The organism is Bradyrhizobium tropiciagri (assembly GCF_001189845.1).
Classification (GTDB): domain Bacteria; phylum Pseudomonadota; class Alphaproteobacteria; order Rhizobiales; family Xanthobacteraceae; genus Bradyrhizobium; species Bradyrhizobium tropiciagri.
Map to the genome: position 1 here is coordinate 1 of NZ_LFLZ01000028.1, position 15,891 is coordinate 15,891.

Annotated in this window: 12 protein-coding genes and 1 pseudogene; 7 read left to right on the forward strand and 6 right to left on the reverse strand. The window is 65.6% G+C overall.

The window, feature by feature from the left end:
- Nucleotides 1-170 precede the first annotated feature (170 nt).
- The gene (locus tag AKN84_RS22145) at nucleotides 171-1,664 is read right to left on the reverse strand and encodes a GGDEF domain-containing protein (protein ID WP_050422738.1); all 1,494 of its coding nucleotides are present in this window, start codon (nucleotides 1,662-1,664) and stop codon (nucleotides 171-173) included.
- 116 nt (nucleotides 1,665-1,780) lie between these two features.
- Here AKN84_RS22145 and AKN84_RS22150 point away from each other — a divergent pair, with 116 nt between their 5' ends.
- A complete protein-coding gene (locus AKN84_RS22150) occupies nucleotides 1,781-2,038 on the forward strand; it encodes a DUF7662 domain-containing protein (RefSeq protein WP_050422739.1) in 258 nt (85 codons plus the stop codon).
- A gap of 264 nt (nucleotides 2,039-2,302) precedes the next feature.
- On the opposite strand, the gene AKN84_RS22155 is transcribed toward AKN84_RS22150, so the two are convergent.
- The 3 genes from AKN84_RS22155 to metG form a co-directional block, all read right to left on the reverse strand.
- Nucleotides 2,303-5,179 carry an EAL domain-containing protein gene (locus AKN84_RS22155; RefSeq protein ID WP_050422740.1) on the reverse strand — a complete coding sequence of 959 codons (2,877 nt, stop codon included), beginning with the start codon at nucleotides 5,177-5,179 and terminating at the stop codon, nucleotides 2,303-2,305.
- Between the two features lie 120 nt (nucleotides 5,180-5,299).
- Nucleotides 5,300-6,298, reverse strand: a complete 999-nt coding sequence (locus tag AKN84_RS22160) for an NAD(P)H-quinone oxidoreductase (RefSeq protein ID WP_050422741.1) — start codon at nucleotides 6,296-6,298, stop codon at nucleotides 5,300-5,302.
- Nucleotides 6,299-6,367: 69 nt separating this feature from the next.
- Nucleotides 6,368-8,047, reverse strand: a complete 1,680-nt coding sequence (metG, locus tag AKN84_RS22165) for a methionine--tRNA ligase (protein ID WP_050422742.1) — start codon at nucleotides 8,045-8,047, stop codon at nucleotides 6,368-6,370.
- A 269-nt stretch (nucleotides 8,048-8,316) separates the two neighbouring features.
- Here metG and AKN84_RS22170 point away from each other — a divergent pair, with 269 nt between their 5' ends.
- Together AKN84_RS22170 and rcdA are read left to right on the forward strand one after the other, a co-directional pair.
- On the forward strand, nucleotides 8,317-8,508 hold the full coding sequence (locus tag AKN84_RS22170) for a DUF1192 domain-containing protein (protein WP_050422743.1): 192 nt from the start codon (nucleotides 8,317-8,319) through the stop codon (nucleotides 8,506-8,508).
- Nucleotides 8,509-8,956: 448 nt separating this feature from the next.
- Entirely contained in the window at nucleotides 8,957-9,469 is a 513-nt protein-coding gene (gene rcdA / locus AKN84_RS22175; protein WP_050422744.1) for a protease adaptor protein RcdA, read from the forward strand.
- 16 nt (nucleotides 9,470-9,485) lie between these two features.
- On the opposite strand, the gene pdxR is transcribed toward rcdA, so the two are convergent.
- On the reverse strand, nucleotides 9,486-10,994 hold the full coding sequence (gene pdxR / locus AKN84_RS22180) for a MocR-like pyridoxine biosynthesis transcription factor PdxR (RefSeq protein WP_050422745.1): 1,509 nt from the start codon (nucleotides 10,992-10,994) through the stop codon (nucleotides 9,486-9,488).
- A 98-nt stretch (nucleotides 10,995-11,092) separates the two neighbouring features.
- Here pdxR and AKN84_RS22185 point away from each other — a divergent pair, with 98 nt between their 5' ends.
- From AKN84_RS22185 to AKN84_RS22195, 3 genes are all read left to right on the forward strand, one after another.
- Nucleotides 11,093-11,719, forward strand: coding sequence for an FMN-binding negative transcriptional regulator (locus AKN84_RS22185; RefSeq protein WP_050422746.1), 627 nt, complete (start codon nucleotides 11,093-11,095; stop codon nucleotides 11,717-11,719).
- Between the two features lie 144 nt (nucleotides 11,720-11,863).
- Complete coding sequence (locus AKN84_RS22190) at nucleotides 11,864-12,481, forward strand: LysE family translocator (RefSeq protein ID WP_050422747.1); 618 nt, start codon at nucleotides 11,864-11,866, stop codon at nucleotides 12,479-12,481.
- A gap of 218 nt (nucleotides 12,482-12,699) precedes the next feature.
- Nucleotides 12,700-13,254, forward strand: coding sequence for a hypothetical protein (locus tag AKN84_RS22195; protein ID WP_050422748.1), 555 nt, complete (start codon nucleotides 12,700-12,702; stop codon nucleotides 13,252-13,254).
- Between the two features lie 340 nt (nucleotides 13,255-13,594).
- Here AKN84_RS22195 and rpmE read toward each other — a convergent pair whose 3' ends face one another.
- Nucleotides 13,595-13,822 (reverse strand): 50S ribosomal protein L31, encoded by a 228-nt coding sequence (gene rpmE / locus AKN84_RS22200; protein WP_016845230.1) that lies wholly within the window; start codon nucleotides 13,820-13,822, stop codon nucleotides 13,595-13,597.
- 194 nt (nucleotides 13,823-14,016) lie between these two features.
- On the opposite strand from rpmE, the pseudogene AKN84_RS22205 reads away from it, so the two are divergent.
- Nucleotides 14,017-15,872, forward strand: a pseudogene (locus AKN84_RS22205) (ABC transporter ATP-binding protein/permease).
- The last annotated feature ends 19 nt before the right edge of the window (nucleotides 15,873-15,891 follow it).

Sequence of the window (15,891 nt, forward strand, 5' to 3'; positions counted from 1 at the left end):
CCATAACCCCCGAATGCTCGTTGTTGCGTGACGCTGCGGCCACAATCCCATTCACAATCCAATGCGGTGGTTATGGGTCCCGGCCTTCGCCGGGACGACGATGTGGAGAGAGCTCCGCGTCTAACTTGATCGCGTGCGCAGCCCGGCGTCTTGCCGCGGCAAACTCCGTCTCACGCCACCAGCGCGATCTTCGGCGCCGTTGCGAGCACCGACTGGTTGCGGCCGTTGGCCTTGGCGGCGTAGAGCGCCTTGTCGGCGGCTTCGATCAGGTCGGACCATTGCTGGCCGGCGAGCGGCCGCATGCTGGCGACGCCGATGCTGACCGTGGTGATCAGCTCGCCCTCGCACCATTGCTGGACTTTGCCACGGATGGTCTCGGCGAGGTTGAAGGCCTCGAGCGCGGTCATGTTGGGCAGTAGCACGGCGAATTCCTCGCCGCCAAAGCGCGCCGGGCAATCGCCGGCGCGGCGCACCGCATCCGAGATGCAGATCGCAATTCCGACCAGCACCTGGTCGCCGGCCTGATGCCCATAGGTGTCGTTGTAGGCCTTGAAGTGATCGGCATCGATCATCAGCAGCGCGACCGGCTGGCCGTAGCGGCTGGCGCGGCGCCATTCGCGGTCGATCTCGGCATCGAACTTGCGCCGGTTCTTCAGGCCGGTGAGGGCGTCGGTGGTCGCGAGCTCCTCGAGCTTGTCCTCGGCGTTGCCGCGCCGGACGATCTCGCGCGCCAGCACCAGCGTCGCGCTGAGCACGAACAGCACCAGAAAGCCCATGATCGCGCCGATCCGGATCGCCTCGGTGCGCCAGAGATTGAAGACGGCTTCGAGCGGCTTGCCGACCACGACGTAAAGCGGCCCGCTGCTGCTGCGCCGGACATAGAGACGCGCCGTGTCGTCGACCGGGCCCTTGCCGGAGAACGCGCCGCCGATCTTCAGGTTCTCGGATTTCCAGTCCAGTTCGTCGGCGAGGTTCTTGCCGATCACGTCGAGATCGAACGGTGTCCGCATGATGATGGTGCGGTCGTTGCGCAGCACGGTGATGGTGTCGCCCGGCACGAGGTTCAGCCGCCCGAACAGGTCGTGGAAATAGCTGAAGCGGATCGAGCCGACCACGACGCCGAGAAAGCGGCCGTCCTCGCCGACGATGCGCCGGCTCAGCACGATGGCGTAGGCGCCGCGATGCAGCATCGGCCGGCTGATATACAGCCCGGCGTCGGGATGGTCGCGCTGGACGGTGAAATACTCCTCGTCGCTGCGGTTCTCCGGCTGCGGATCGAGGCTCGCCGCGTCGATGGTCAGATCGCCCTTGCTGTCGAACACCTGGATCGCGCCGAAATGCTTCGCGGTCGCGGCGTGATCGAACAGGATCAGCTGGCGCAGTTCTTTACTGACATTGCGGATCTCCGGCATTTCCAGGTTGCTGGCGACCGCGCGCAGCGACAGGTCGTAGAGCTCGATGTTGCGGCTGATGTCGGCCTCGATGCCCGACGCCAGATTCTCCAGGGTGCGGCGGGCCAGCTGCTCCTCGCCGCGGCGCATGTCGAACATCACGCCGGCGCAGACCGCGGAGAAGCCGAGGACGGTCGCGACCGACGCGACGACCAGCAGCTTGGCCGATAATCGCCAGCGCCGCCTTGCGTCGTGTCCCCGTCGAAATGGCATGTCCCGCTCCAAAGCGCCGTCATGCAACGGGAAATCTTGTTGTCGCCTTAAATGGCGACAGCGGCCGTCGAATGGGTTAACGGGTGGTTGCTGGAACCCTGAGCCTTGAGGATGACGTGAACGACTACGACGCGCTGCGGGATTATCTGAAGAAGCAGCACCTGCCCGAATTCGTGCTGACCTTCGAGCAGATCGAGGAGATCATCGACGCGGCGCTGCCGCGCGCCGCGCAGCGCGCGTCGTGGTGGGAAACCCTGCGCAGTCCGCAGGAGAAGATGCCGCAGCGCGAAGCCTGCCTCGAGGCCGGCTACATCGCCACGCGCCAGGCCGACGGCAAGAGCGTCAAGTTCAAGCGCATGCCGAAGCCGCGGTAGAGCGCGATAGCTTTTTTTGAATCGGACCGTGGAGCGCCGCTTCACCTCGCCCCGCGTGCGGGGAGAGGCATAGGCCGCCTTCGGCGGCCGTTCTTTAGAACGCCGAAGCAGCGCTTCGGCTATGACGCATCGTCAGATGCGTTCCGGGTGAGGGGGAATCTCCGCGAATGCAGCTATCAGCGCTTACGCGGAGGCGGCCCCTCACCCCAACCCTCTCCCCGTAAGAACGGGGCGAGGGAGCGCACCGGCGTCGCTGTTCGCGCTTTAGCTCGCGGCTTCCAGCCGTTCCTCGGTGAGCAGGCGCGTTGCGGCGTCGGCGTCCATCGGCTCGCCGAAGGCAAAGCCCTGCGCGTATTCGCAGCCGAGCTGGTAGAGCTCGACGGCGTCCGAATCCGTCTCCGCGCCCTCCGCCACGACTTCCATGCCGAGATCATGCGCCAGCGCGATGATCGATTTCAGGATCACCGGGCGGGTGCCGCGGCTGGTGGTGCGGACGAACGACTGGTCGATCTTGATGGTGTCGAACGGGAAGCGCTGCAGATAGGACAGCGAGGAGTGGCCGGTGCCGAAATCGTCGAGCGACAGCCCGGTGCCGAGCTCGCGGATTCGCGCCAGCATCTGCGCGGCGTGCTCCGGGTTCTCCATGACGAGCGATTCCGTCAGCTCCAGCTTCAGCGTGCCGCGCGCCACCGAGGAGCGCGACAGCACGGTGCGGATGTCGTGGATCAAATCGTGGCGCAGCAATTGCCGCGACGATACGTTGACCGAAGCGAAGATCGGCTCGCGCGCGCGCATCGCGCGCTGCCACACCGCGAGCTGGCGCGCGGTCTGGTCCATCACGAACATGCCGAGATCGACGATCAGGCCGGTCTCCTCGGCAACATTGATGAACTCCGACGGCGACATCCGGCCGAGCTTGGGGTGGTCCCAGCGCGCCAGCGCCTCGAAGCCCGCGATCGCGCGATCCTCGAGCCGCACGATCGGCTGGTACAGGATCGTGATCTCCTGGCGCTCGATGGCGCGGCGCAGGTCGCTCTCCAGCGTCAGGCGGTCGGTCTTGCGCGCCCGCATCGCCGGCTTGTAGACGTCGATGCGGTCGCCGCCGATCCGCTTGGAATGATACATCGCAAGCTCGGCGTCCTTGATGATCTCGTCGGTCAGCGGCGCCGCCGGATCGGAGAGTGCAAGGCCGATCGAGGCGGTCAGGAAGATCTCGCGGTCGTTGAATGCGATCGGGGCGCGGATGGTCTTGCGGATGGTCTCGGCGAAATTGGTGATCCGCGCCGGGTCCTGCTCCGAGAGCAGGATCAGGCCGAACTGGTCGCCGGCCATCCGCGCCAGCGTATCCTGCGGCTTGAGGATGCGGGTGAGACGGCGCGCCAGCGTCAGCAGGATGGAGTCGCCGACCGCGATCCCGACGGAATCGTTGACCTGCTTGAAGCGGTCGAGATCGATCACCATCAAGGTCGGCCGCAGGTTCGGCATGGTCTTGGCGAGGTTCGCCACCGCGCCGAGGCGGTCCATGAACAGCCGTCGGTTCGGCAGGCCGGTCAGGTTGTCATGCACCGAGTCATGCAGCATCCGCTCTTCGGAGTTCTTGAACTCGGTGACGTCGGTGAGGGTGCCGACCACGCGCGAGACCTCGCCGTCGGAGCCGACCACCGGGCGCGCCTTCAGCGCGAACCACATGAAGTGGCCGTCGGGCGTGCGCAGCCGGAAATCCTGCACCAGGCGGCCGCGGCGCTGGTCGAGCACGCTGTCGAGCGCGGCGCGGAAGCGGTCCTGGTCGAGCGGGTGCAGCACCTCGAGCCATTTCGCCGCCGGGCCTTCCAGCGTGCCGCGCTTGAGGCCGAGCAGGGCCTCGGTCTCCGGGCTGGTGAACACCTTGTCGGCAGAGACATCCCAGTCCCAGATCAGGTCGCCGGAGCCGGTCAGCGCCAATGCGCGGCGCTCGACGTCGGAGACGACGCCGGTGGTGGCGCCGCCGCCGGCGAAGGCGTGCTGCATGACCGTGAAGCCGATCAGCATCACGATCAGCACGAGGCCGCCGAGCAGCGCCGGGCCGACGATATCGTTGGTGACGGAGCCCGCGACCGTCATGCCGGCCGCGACCACCCAGACCACCAGCAGGAACCAGGTCGGGATCAGCAGCACCGCACGATCGAAGCCGTGGGTCGAGAGATAGACGATCAGCGCGAAGCCGGCGAAGGCGATCATGACCAGCGACATGCGCGCGATGCCGGAGGCGACCGCGGGATCGAACAGCGCCAGCGCCACCAGCGAGCCGAGGAAGACCAGCCAGCCGATCGTGATGTGCGAGTAGCGCACATGCCAGCGACTGAGATTGAGATACGCGAACAGGAACACCAGCAGTGTCGCCGCGAGGATCGCCTCGCCCGCCGCGCGCCAGACGCGCTCGGCGTTGTTCGACATGTCGAGCACCTTGCCCCAGAAGCCGAAGTCGACGCCGATATAGACCAGCACCGCCCAGGCCAGCGCCGCAGCGGCCGGGAACATGATGCTGCCCTTGACCACAAACAAGATCGTGAGCACCAGCGCGAGCAGGCCCGAGATGCCGATCACGATGCCCTGGTACAGCGTGAACGAGTTGACCTTGTCCTTGTAGGCGTCGGGTTCCCACAGATAGAGCTGCGGCAGCTTGTCGGTGCGCAGTTCCGCGACATAGGTGACGACGGCGCCGGGATCGAGCGTGATGCGGAACACGTCGGCGGTCGGGCTCTCCTGCCGCTCGGGACGATCGCCGACCGACGGCGTGATGGTCGCGATGCGCGACAGGCCGAGGTCGGGCCACAACAGGCCTGACGACACGATGCGATAATGCGGCGCGACGATCAGGCGGTCGAGCTGGTCGTCGGTGTTGTTGGCGAGCGCGAACACCACCCAGTTCTGGCCGCCTTCGCGGGCGCGAACTTCGATGCGGCGCACGATGCCGTCGGTTCCCGGCGCGGTGGAGACCTGGATCCGGTCGGTTTCACTGCGTTGATGGTCGAGAACCGCCGTCAAATCGATCGCCGGCGCATCGCTGCGCACGCTGACGGCGTCGATCGCATACGCGTCAGGCGCAGCGGCAAACATCATGAGGCCCAGCGCGAGCAGCGCAAGGCACCTGATCAGACGCAATGTCAGTACTCCGCGATCGACAAACTGCCCGGGCCCGGCGACCGGCCCGGAGGTGGCGCGATAAATGACACGAAAGCGAAGGGAATCAAAGGGTTTCCGCCCCTGCTTCCGTTGCGAGAGTTAAACCACCAACACAATTTTGCCAATATGTTCGCTGGTCTCCATGCGCCGGTGCGCGTCGGCGGCCTTTTCCAGCGGGAATGTGCTGTCCATCAGCGGTTTGACGCGGCCTTCGCGCAGCAACGGCAGCACCTTTGCCTCGATCGCCGCGACCATCGCCGCCTTGTCCGCATTACTACGGGGGCGCAGGGTCGAGCCGGTGTGGTGCAGCCGCTTGACCATCAGCTTGGCGAAATTGGCCGTGGCCTTCGGTGTTCCCGATAGGAACGCGATCTGGACGATGCGGCCCTCGACCGCGGCGGCGTCATAGTTCCGGTCGATATAGTCGCCGCCCACCATGTCGAGGATGACATTGGCGCCGGCACCGCCGGTTGCCTTCTTCACGGCCTCGACGAAATCCTCGGTCTTGTAGTTCACCGCATGATCGGCGCCGAGCTTGAGGCAGGCATCAGCCTTGTCCTGCGAGCCGACGGTGACGATCACCTTGGCGCCGAATGCCTTGGCGAGCTGGATCGCCATCGTGCCGATGCCCGAGGAACCGCCGTGAATCAGCAGCGTCTCGCCGGCCTGCAGCGCGCCGCGCTCGAACACATTGTGCCACACCGTCATCAGCGTTTCCGGAATGGCGCCTGCTTCCTGCATCGACAGTGAGGGCGGCACCGTCATCGCCTGCGCGTCCTGCGCGATGCAATATTGCGCGTAGCCGCCGCCGGCGACGAGCGACATCACCTTGTCGCCGATCTTGTGCTTGGCGCCTTCGCCGAGTGCCACCACTTCGCCCGCGATCTCGAGGCCGGGCAGGTCGCTCGCGCCGGGCGGCGGCGGATAGGAGCCGGAGCGCTGCGCGACGTCGGGACGATTGACGCCGGCGGCCGCGACCTTGACCAAGATCTCGCCGGCCTTCGGCACCGGCAACGCGCGGGTCTCCGGCACCAGCACCTCCGGGCCACCGGGCTTGCTGATGGCAACGACGGTCATTTGCGCGGGCAGGTTTGTCATGGCTGGTCCCTGGTCAGAGAAGAGGCTTGGCGGATGGCATACCGCCTTTTCCAGCGAAGCGAAACGCCATTAGGCCCCGAACCGGCTCGTCAGATGGTCGGCTTTTTCGGGGCTGATTTTCTCGACCAGTGGGCCGAAGCTCGCGACCGGCGTGCCGACGCCATCATCCAGCAGCGGAAGGAGTGGGCCATTGGGCCAGCGCGGCACGGCATCGTTGCGGCCGAACGCGCCGAGCACGCGCTCGGACAAGCTTGGCAGGATGCTCCACGCCAGCGTCGCGCAGAGCGCGACAAGATTGAGCCCGACGCGGGTGACGACCGCTGCACGGTCAGGATCGGACTTGATTGCCGTCCACGGCGCGGTGTGTTGCAGATAAGCGTTCGCGATATCCCAGATCGCGCGGGTCGCAGCCGATGCCGCGCGAAACTCCAGCGACGTGTGGTGAACGTGCAGCGCTGCGATGCGCTGCTCCAGATCAAGCGCGAGTTTTCGCTCGGCGTCGCCGGGGGCGCCTCCCTCCGGGATGCAGCCGTCGAAGGCGCGATGCGCAAAGCTGATGATGCGGTTGGCGAGATTGCCGAATATGTCGGCGAGGTCCTTGTTCACGTCGGCAACGAACCGCGCGACGCTGAAATCGGTGTCGGCACTCTCCGGCGCATTGGCAATCAGCCACCAGCGCCAGAGATCGGCCGGCAACTCCTCAAGCGCGGCGTCGGTGAAGATGCCGCGCTTGCGGCTGGTCGAGAACTTGCCGCCTTCGTAGTTGAGCCAATGGAATCCCTTGATCACGTCGGCGGTCTTCCACGGCTCGCCTGAGCCGAGCAGCGTCGCCGGAAAGCTCACGGTGTGGAATGGGATGTTGTCCTTGCCGAGGAACTGGATGTAGCTGACGTCATCGGCCTGCCACCACCATTGCCGCCAATCGCGGCCGGGCGCGGCATCCGCCCATTCCTGCGTCGCCGCGATGTAGCCGATCGGCGCATCGAACCAGACGTAGAACACCTTGCCGTCAAAACCCTCGCGCGGCACGGTGATGCCCCAGGCGAGGTCGCGCGTGACGCAGCGGTCGCGCAAGTCCGCATTGAGCCAGCCCTTCGCGGTCGACGCCACGAAGGCCGGCCATCCGCTGCGGCCATCGATCCATGCGCCGATGCGGTCGACAAGCTGCGACTGGCGCAGGAACAGATGACGGCTCTCGCGGATCTCGAGCGCGCGGTCGCCCGACAACGCCGAGCGCGGCTCAATCAGCTCCGGCGGATCGAGCAGCGTGCCGCAACGGTCGCACTGATCGCCGCGCGCGCTGGGATCGCCGCAGTGCGGACAGGTGCCGAGCACATAGCGATCGGGCAGGAAGCGCCGGTCGGCCGGCGAGAACACCTGATTTGTCGTGCGCGCCTCGATCAGCCCGGCTTCGTCGAGCCGGCGATAGAAGTGCTGCGTCAATGCATGATTATGCGGCGCGCTGGTGCGGCCGAAATGATCGAAGGACAGAGCGAACTGGCGATAGATGTCGGCCTGGACGGCGTGCTGCGCATCGCAGAACGCGCGGACATCCTGTCCTGCCTCGATCGCGCCGAGCTCGGCCGGTGTGCCGTGCTCGTCGGTCGCGCAGATGAACAGCACGTCGTCGCCGATCTGCCGCCGGAAGCGGGTGTGGACATCGGCGGGCAGCAATGAGCCGACGAGATTGCCGAGATGCTTGACGCCGTTGACGTAAGGCAGGGCACTGGTGACGAGAATTTTGCTCATGGGTTGAGGCCTTTCGCGTTTAGTGATGCCGGCCCCGAGAAATCAAACCGGAAAATCAAAAAGCCCTCCCGCATGATCGGAAGGGCTTGGGGTCGGCTCATGCCTGGCGCGCAGGCGCGCACTATCCCGTCCGGTCAGACTCCTTGCGGTCGGGCCGGGGCATTCGCGTCAGATGTTGCGCGCACACGAAAGTCACTGCAAAATTCTCCTTGTATCGAAATCTAACATCTCTGGACGCAGGGCGCCAGATCACATCGCCGGGAGGACACATGCCGATTGAGGATGAGGACCGGCCGCGGAAGAAAATCAGCCACGAGATCGGACAGGATCTCTCGCTGCTGTCGGTCGAGGAATTGACTGAGCGCATCGTGCTGCTCACGGCCGAAGTCGATCGCTTGAAGGAGGCGATGACGAAGAAGCGCGCGTCGAAGGATGCCGCGAACGCGTTCTTCAAGTCGTAGCCAGCTACATCACAACAGGTCGTAGCCCGGATGAAGCGAAGCGCAATCCGGGGGCCGCCCCTTCGTCTTGCACCAATCCCGGATTTCGCTGCGCTCCATCCGGGCTACGCATCGGCGTGCCTGCACCTGTCCCAAACTAGGTCAATGGCCGACATGGCAAACAAAGCCTGAAGAAAACCGTTCATTTACGATCGGTTAAGCTTTCTCGATTATGACTGCATTGTCCTCGTTTGGACACCGAGTGGCTCCTGTCCACTCTGTTTGACGCCTCCCTGTTATCAACTTCAAAAGCCGCCGGAAACGGCGGCTCTTTTTTGTTGCGTCCGCGGCTGGAAACCATAAATCCGGTTGCGGCTGGACTCTTCGGCGCGCCCGCGCAATGATTTGTTCATCATAAGCTGGCGCGTGAGATGCCAGTGGACGTTAAGATGGTGTGAGGGCGTTAACCATGGCCGATCGTTCCCAGAACGAAGCCGGGCTTGTGCTGTTCAGTGAACGGCTGACCAATTCTGCGGCATTCGGCGTGCTGTTCCGGGAAGGCATGGACCTGGTCGAGCAGACCGCGGCCTATCTCGACGGCGACGGCCGCACCGAGGCCAAGGCGCTGGAACGGTCCGTGAGCCTGACCTATGCCACCGAAAGCATGCGCCTGACCACGCGGCTGATGCAGCTCGCGTCCTGGCTGCTGCTGCATCGTGCGGTCAAGGAAGGCGAGATGACGCTGACCCAGGCCAATCGCGAGAAGACCAAGGTGAAGCTGTCGGCCGCCGATCCCGGCCCGGCCGACATGGTCGTGAAGCTTCCCGAGCAATTGCAGCAGCTGATCGCCCGTTCGATGGATTTGCAGGCGCGCGTCCGCCGCCTCGACACCACGATCCACGCGCCGGCGCCGGATCGCTCCTCGATCGGCAACCCGCTGGTGCCGCAGCTCAACCGGCTTAAGGCTGCGTTCGAGCAGTAAGAATCGAACCGTCAAATCAGTATGACGCGCGGCGCGGCTTGGCCCGCCGCTGCGGCCTGTGCTGATCCATCACGCGCCGCAGCCGTACCGCCGCTGCCTCCAGTTCCTCCGGTTCGAATCCGCCGAAGCCGAGCATCAGGCCGGGCCGCGGCTCAGCCTTGTACATCGGCGAGATCGGCCGCACCACGATGCCGTCGGCGAGCGCGGCCTTCGCCAATCGCACATCGTCGAAGCCGAGCGGCAGCCAGAGCAGCAGATGCATGCCCTGATCACTCGGCTGCAGCGTGACGTCATCGGGCATGTGTCGTTCGAGCGCCGCAATCAGTGTCGCGCGGCGCGCGGCGTAGACGCCGCGAATGCGCCGGATATGCGCCTCGAACAAACCTTCCCGCATATAGGCCGCGAGCACATGCTGATCGGCGGTCGGCGAATGCCGGTCGAGCAAGGCCCTCGCGCCGGCGAAGGCGTCGATCAGCGGCAGCGGCGCCACGACGTAGCCGAGCCGCAGCGAGGGAAACAGCACCTTGCTCAGCGTGCCCAGATAGATCACGCGCGACGGGGCGAGGCCTTGCATCGACGGGAAGGGATGTCCCGCATAGCGCAGCTCGCTGTCGTAATCGTCCTCGACGATCCAGGCATCGCGTCGCGCGGCCCACGCCACCAGCGCGTTGCGGCGGGCCATGCTCAAGGGCATGCCGAGTGGGTACTGATGCGACGGCGTCACGAACGCCGCGCGGGCATCGGGGCACTCATCGATCGCGGCATCGACATCGATGCCTTGCGCATCGACGCCAACGCGCGTGGTGACGAGGTCGAGATCGTCGAGCACGGCAGTCATGCCGGGATAGGCGGGATCCTCGGCCCACACGGGGTCGCCCGATGACAGCAGCACGCGGCCGGCGAGATAGAGGCCCTGTTGCGTGCCGGCCGTGATCACGACCTGCTCCGGCTCGCAATGCACCGCGCGGGATTTGCGCACATAGTCGGCGATCGCCTGCCGCAGCTCCATCAGTCCGCGCGGATCGCCATAGCTCGCGGGCGCCGCCGCGCGCGATGCGCGCACGCGGTTGCCGAGGCGGCGCCAATTGTCGTCGGGGGCGACCGCGCCGCCGGGGACCGCGATCGCAAACGGGATTTCGGGCATCGGCGTGAAGGCCGTCACCACTTTGGCGAGCCGCGCCGCGCGGGCAGGCAGCTGGATCGGCGCGGATTTTCTCGGGCTGCGATCGACCGCGACGGGCCGCGCCTGTTCCGCAAGCGTCGGCGCCACCCGGGTGCCGGCACCGACCTGCGATTCCAGATAGCCCTCGGCCTGCAGCTGCTCGAACGCCTCCGTGACCGTGCCGCGCGCGACGCCGAGCGAGGCCGACAGCGCGCGCGTCGACGGCAGGAATTCCCCGGCCTTCAATTCGCCCTTGGCGATCGCGGCGCGCAGGGCCTGCGCGAGTTGGCGCCCGACCTGCCCGGCGGCGCGGTCGATCGCGCCGAGCGAGGGGATGCTGATGGTGGCGCGCAGGCGGGGCATAGTGGACCAATAATAATGATCGAAAGTGGCTCTTATCATAGGCCACTTCGGCGCTATGGTGCGAGCAGCAATTGATGAGGACGATCAAGAGGTCTGCGATGTACCTGCCGCCGCATTTCAAGATGGAAGAGCTCGGCCCGATCCATGCCGCGATGCGGGCCTCAAAGCTCGCGACGCTGGTCACCGCCACCGCGGACGGTCTGATCGGCACGCCGCTGCCGCTGATTCTCAATGAGAGCGAGGGCGATTACGGCACGCTGTACGGTCACGTCGCGCGACCCAATCCGCAGTGGAAGCTGCCTGCCGTGGGCGAAGCGATGGCGATCTTCATGGGTCCCGACGCCTATGTGACGCCGTCCTGGTATGTGACCAAGGCTGAGCACGGCAAGGTGGTACCGACCTGGAATTACGTCGCCGTCCACGCCTATGGCGCAGCCGAGTTCTTCGAGGATGCGGATCGCCTGCTCGACGTCGTGACCCGGCTGACCAGGTTGCACGAGAGTTCGCGCAAGGAGATCTGGCAGGTCAGCGATGCGCCGGATGATTTCATCAAGGCGCAGCTGCGCGGCATCGTCGGCTTCCGGATGCCGATCACGCGGATCGACGCCAAGAAGAAGATGAGCCAGAACCGCAAGCTCGAAGATCGCGCCGGTGTGATTGCAGGGCTCGGCGAAAGCGACGATCCTGTCGACCACGCGGTCGCGGCGATGATCCCGGCGAATTGAGATGCTTGAACAAATGCAGCCTATCATTGCGAGGAGCGATAGCGACGAAGCAATCCATCCATCGGCATATGCGGGCAGATGGATTGCTTCGCTTCGCTCGCAATGACGGCGGAGGAAGTTATCGCCCAGACATTGTGCCCGCACATGGAATTGTACCTCGCCTTCGCAATCACCACCGCGACCTTCGCACTGATCCCAGGTCCCGCCATGCTGTACGCCGCGGCTCGCACGTTGGCGGGCGGCCGGCGTGCGGGGCTGATGGCCTCGCTTGGGCTACATCTCGGCGGCTATGTCCATGTCATCGCCGCGGCCGCCGGCCTCGCGCTTCTCTTTCACGCGGTGCCGCCGCTATTCACCGCGATGAAGCTCGCCGGTGCGGCCTATCTGGTCTGGCTCGGGCTGTCGCTGTTCCGCGATCGAGATAACGCCAAGCGCCCCACGCTGGCGCCGCTTTCCGCGGAGCGCGCCTTCGCGCAAAGCATCGTCGTCGAGGTGCTCAATCCGAAGACCGCGATCTTCTTCTTGGCGTTCCTGCCGCAGTTCGTCGATGCGACCGCGAGCCTGCCGGTCTGGGCCCAGCTGTTCCTGCTCGGCACGACGGTCAATTTGACCTTCTCGGCGGTCGATATCGTCTGTGTGTTCTTCGCCAGCGCCGTGATGGCGAAGCTGCAGCGCTCCCGGAGGTCGCAGCGGATCATGCAGCGGATCGGCGGCAGCATCCTGGTCGCGCTCGGCGCGCGGCTGGCTTTCGGGGATCGCTAGGCGCAGGCGTTGTCGATCAGTGGCAACGGGGGCGATCGACGGCTTCGCCGACCTGCGCTACGAGCTGCTTCCGTGGATCCAGGGCGGATATTCATCGGTCTCGGAAACGGCTGGTAATCGGCAGAAATGTCCTCAACCCTCGGTAGCGCAATCCGGGATGTATGGTACCGTGCGCTTCTCGGGACGGCTGTTCCGTCCCGCATTTGGGAGGGCATGTCATGAGATTGTCGTCACGCTTTGTCGCGCCTTCAGCTGCCGCCGTCTTGTCGATCGTCGTGCTGTGCGGCCCGGCAGCGTCACAAACCGATTCCGCCAAACCGCTTCCTTCCATCACGGTCGAAGCGCCGCAGCCGGCGGCACGGCCAAATCGCCCGACGCAGCAGGCGACCGCAGGGGCATCGCACCGGAGATCGAGAACCACCCAGACGACATCTTCGACCGCGCGCGCGCCATCGCCGGCGCCGGATTCCGTGCTGGGCAGGATTGCTGCGCTGGAGAAAGTCGCCAGCAATTGCAACGGTGGATGCGAATCGAGCATGCCGCACGGCAAGGACCCTTGGGTCGGCTGCAGCGAGTCGGCGGGCGGACAAACCTATGGACCGTTCTCGTCAACCTGCAGAGATAATCTCACCTACAAATCCTACGTGGATTGCGTCGAGACCAAATGGTTCCTGGGCGAGTACCGCAACCGGGCCTGGTGGCTTTGCAGCAGCCTGCAGGCCGCTGGGAAGTTCAAGGTCGCCGAGCTCAAGCGACCAAAACGTCCGCGCTAGGTCGGACCTCCCGCAGGCAGTCTGTTCCGGTTGAACGCAAGCCCTGCGTCTCTGGACGTCGCGAGCGTGCCACACACTCACTGTCGTCCCGGCCTAGTGCGCAATTGCGCACGGGGGCCGGGACCCATTGCCCCAAATGGCAGTTGCTGAGCGACGCTGGGGCGACCGCCCTCTTCAACGACACAACCCTGTGGTTATGGCTCCCGGCCTTCGCCAGGACGACGTGGAGGGAGTGGCGCGCTTCTCAATCAGCCGATTCGCAGCCGCCCGCCCAAAACAAAAACGCCCCCGCGAGGGAGGCGTTTTGCGTGTGATCGAAAGGACGATCCCGAAGCGGACTTTAGTCCTTCTTGAGGAAGCCCGAAAACTTCTTCTGGAAGCGCGAGACACGGCCGCCGCGGTCCATCAGCTGCTGGGTACCGCCGGTCCAGGCCGGGTGCGATTTGGGGTCGATGTCGAGGTTCAGCGTGTCGCCTTCCTTGCCCCAGGTGGAGCGGGTCAGGTACTCGGTGCCGTCGGTCATGACGACCTTAATCGTATGATAATTCGGATGAATATCGGCTTTCATGACAGTTCCTTCGGCGCGCTGGCGCCCATCTCAAGACATCTCAGTACGGGATTTGGGCGGCTCTATAACGCATGGTGCCCCCCAAAACAAGCCAAGAAAGGGCTTAAGCCCATCACCGGATTGGGACTTTACCGGATTTGCCAGCCGGGGGTCGGCGGGCCTATGTGGGGGGCGATAGAACCGGTCTAAGAATAATGAGCGTAGCCGAACAGTTTGAGACCCCTCGCGGCGCCCCCGAGCCTCCGCGTGACGCGCTGCTCGATGAGGAAGCCTTCATCGAGAGCCAGATCACGGAGCCGGCGAAGAGCCGTGCCCGCTTGCGGCCGCTGCTTGCGCTCGCGCCCTATGTGGCGCGCTACAAGGGGCGGGCGATCCTCGCGCTGATCTCGCTGACGATCGCGGCGATCACGACGCTGATCGTGCCGGTCGCGGTGCGGCGGATGATCGACCTCGCTTCACGCCCGAAGGCATCGCGATGATCAACAGCTATTTCAGCGTGATGATCGCGGTCGTCGCGGTGCTCGCCTGCGCCAGCGCCTCGCGCTACTACCTCGTGATGACGATCGGCGAGCGCATCGTCGCCGATCTCCGGCGCGACGTATTCGCGCATCTGATTTCGCTGTCGCCCTCGTTCTTCGATTCAGCGCGCTCGGGCGAATTGGTGTCGCGGCTCACCGCCGACACCACCCAGATCAAGTCCGCGGTCGGCGCCTCGGTGTCGATCGCGCTGCGCAACCTGATGCTGTTCTTCGGCGCCGCCGCGATGATGGTGATCACGAGTCCGCGGCTCTCCGGCTTCGTGCTGTTGGCGATTCCGATCATCGTGATTCCGCTGGTCGCGTTCGGCCGCTGGGTGCGGCGGCTGTCGCGCACCGCCCAGGATACGCTGGCCGATGCCAGCGCCTATGCGAGCGAACTGGTCAACGCCATCCGCACCGTGCAGGCCTATACCGGCGAACGGCTCGCCAGGACGCGCTTCGCCGGCGAGGTGGAGCAGGCCTATCAGGCCGCGCGCAGCTCGACCAAAGCGCGCGCGGTGCTGACGCTGATCGTCATCTTCATCGTGTTCGCCAGCGTCGTCGTGATCCTCTGGGTCGGCTCGCACGACGTGCTGGTCGGAACCATCAGCCCCGGTCGGCTCGGCCAGTTCATTCTCTATACCGCGTTCGCGGCCAGCGGCCTCGGCCAACTCAGCGAAGTCTGGGGCGAGGTCTCGGCCGCGTCGGGCGCCGCCGAACGGCTGTTCGAGATCCTGCGCGTCAGGCCGCAGATCGCGGCTCCCGCTTCGCCGCGCGCGCTCCCGCAACCGGTGCGCGGTGATGTCGGCTTCGACAATGTCAGCTTCGCCTATCCGACCCGGCCCAATGCGCTGGCGGTCGATGGTGTGTCGCTCTCGGTCCGATCAGGCGAGAAGGTCGCGATCGTCGGTCCCTCCGGCGCCGGCAAGAGCACCCTGTTCCATCTGCTGCTGCGCTTCTACGATCCGAAATCGGGTGCCATCTCGCTCGATGGCGTGCCGATCCGGCAGGCCGATCCGGCCGAGGTGCGGGCGCGGATCGCGCTGGTGCCGCAGGATTCCGTGGTGTTCGCCGCCTCGGCCCGCGAGAATATCCGGTTCGGCCGGCCCGATGCCACCGATGCCGAGGTCGAGCGCGCCGCCGACCTCGCCCATGCCACCGAATTCGTGCGCCGCCTTCCGGAGGGCTTCGACGCCCAGCTCGGCGAGCGCGGCGTGACGCTGTCCGGCGGCCAGCGCCAGCGCATCGCGATCGCGCGCGCGATCCTGCGCGATGCGCCGCTGCTGCTGCTCGATGAAGCGACCTCGGCGCTCGACGCCGAGAGCGAGACGCTGGTGCAGACCGCGCTCGAGGAATTGATGCGCCATCGCACCACGCTGGTCATCGCGCATCGGCTGGCAACCGTGCTGTCCTGCGACCGCATCCTGGTGATGGACCAGGGCAAAATCGTCGAACAGGGCACCCACGCCGAGCTGGTCGCCGCGGGCGGCCTCTATGCGCGGCTGGCGCGGCTGCAGTTCGAGGGCATCTGAGCGGATCGGGACTCCGTGC

Excerpts from the sequence above, each read along its gene's own strand:
- rpmE (WP_016845230.1), bottom strand. The coding sequence starts at position 13,822 with ATGAAAGCCGATATTCATCCGAATTATCATACGATTAAGGTCGTCATG.
- AKN84_RS22170 (WP_050422743.1), top strand. The coding sequence starts at position 8,317 with ATGCCGATTGAGGATGAGGACCGGCCGCGGAAGAAAATCAGCCACGAG.
- AKN84_RS22185 (WP_050422746.1), top strand. The coding sequence starts at position 11,093 with ATGTACCTGCCGCCGCATTTCAAGATGGAAGAGCTCGGCCCGATCCAT.
- metG (WP_050422742.1), bottom strand. The coding sequence starts at position 8,047 with ATGAGCAAAATTCTCGTCACCAGTGCCCTGCCTTACGTCAACGGCGTC.
- AKN84_RS22195 (WP_050422748.1), top strand. The coding sequence starts at position 12,700 with ATGAGATTGTCGTCACGCTTTGTCGCGCCTTCAGCTGCCGCCGTCTTG.
- rcdA (WP_050422744.1), top strand. The coding sequence starts at position 8,957 with ATGGCCGATCGTTCCCAGAACGAAGCCGGGCTTGTGCTGTTCAGTGAA.
- AKN84_RS22190 (WP_050422747.1), top strand. The coding sequence starts at position 11,864 with ATGGAATTGTACCTCGCCTTCGCAATCACCACCGCGACCTTCGCACTG.
- AKN84_RS22160 (WP_050422741.1), bottom strand. The coding sequence starts at position 6,298 with ATGACAAACCTGCCCGCGCAAATGACCGTCGTTGCCATCAGCAAGCCC.
- AKN84_RS22145 (WP_050422738.1), bottom strand. The coding sequence starts at position 1,664 with ATGCCATTTCGACGGGGACACGACGCAAGGCGGCGCTGGCGATTATCG.
- pdxR (WP_050422745.1), bottom strand. The coding sequence starts at position 10,994 with ATGCCCCGCCTGCGCGCCACCATCAGCATCCCCTCGCTCGGCGCGATC.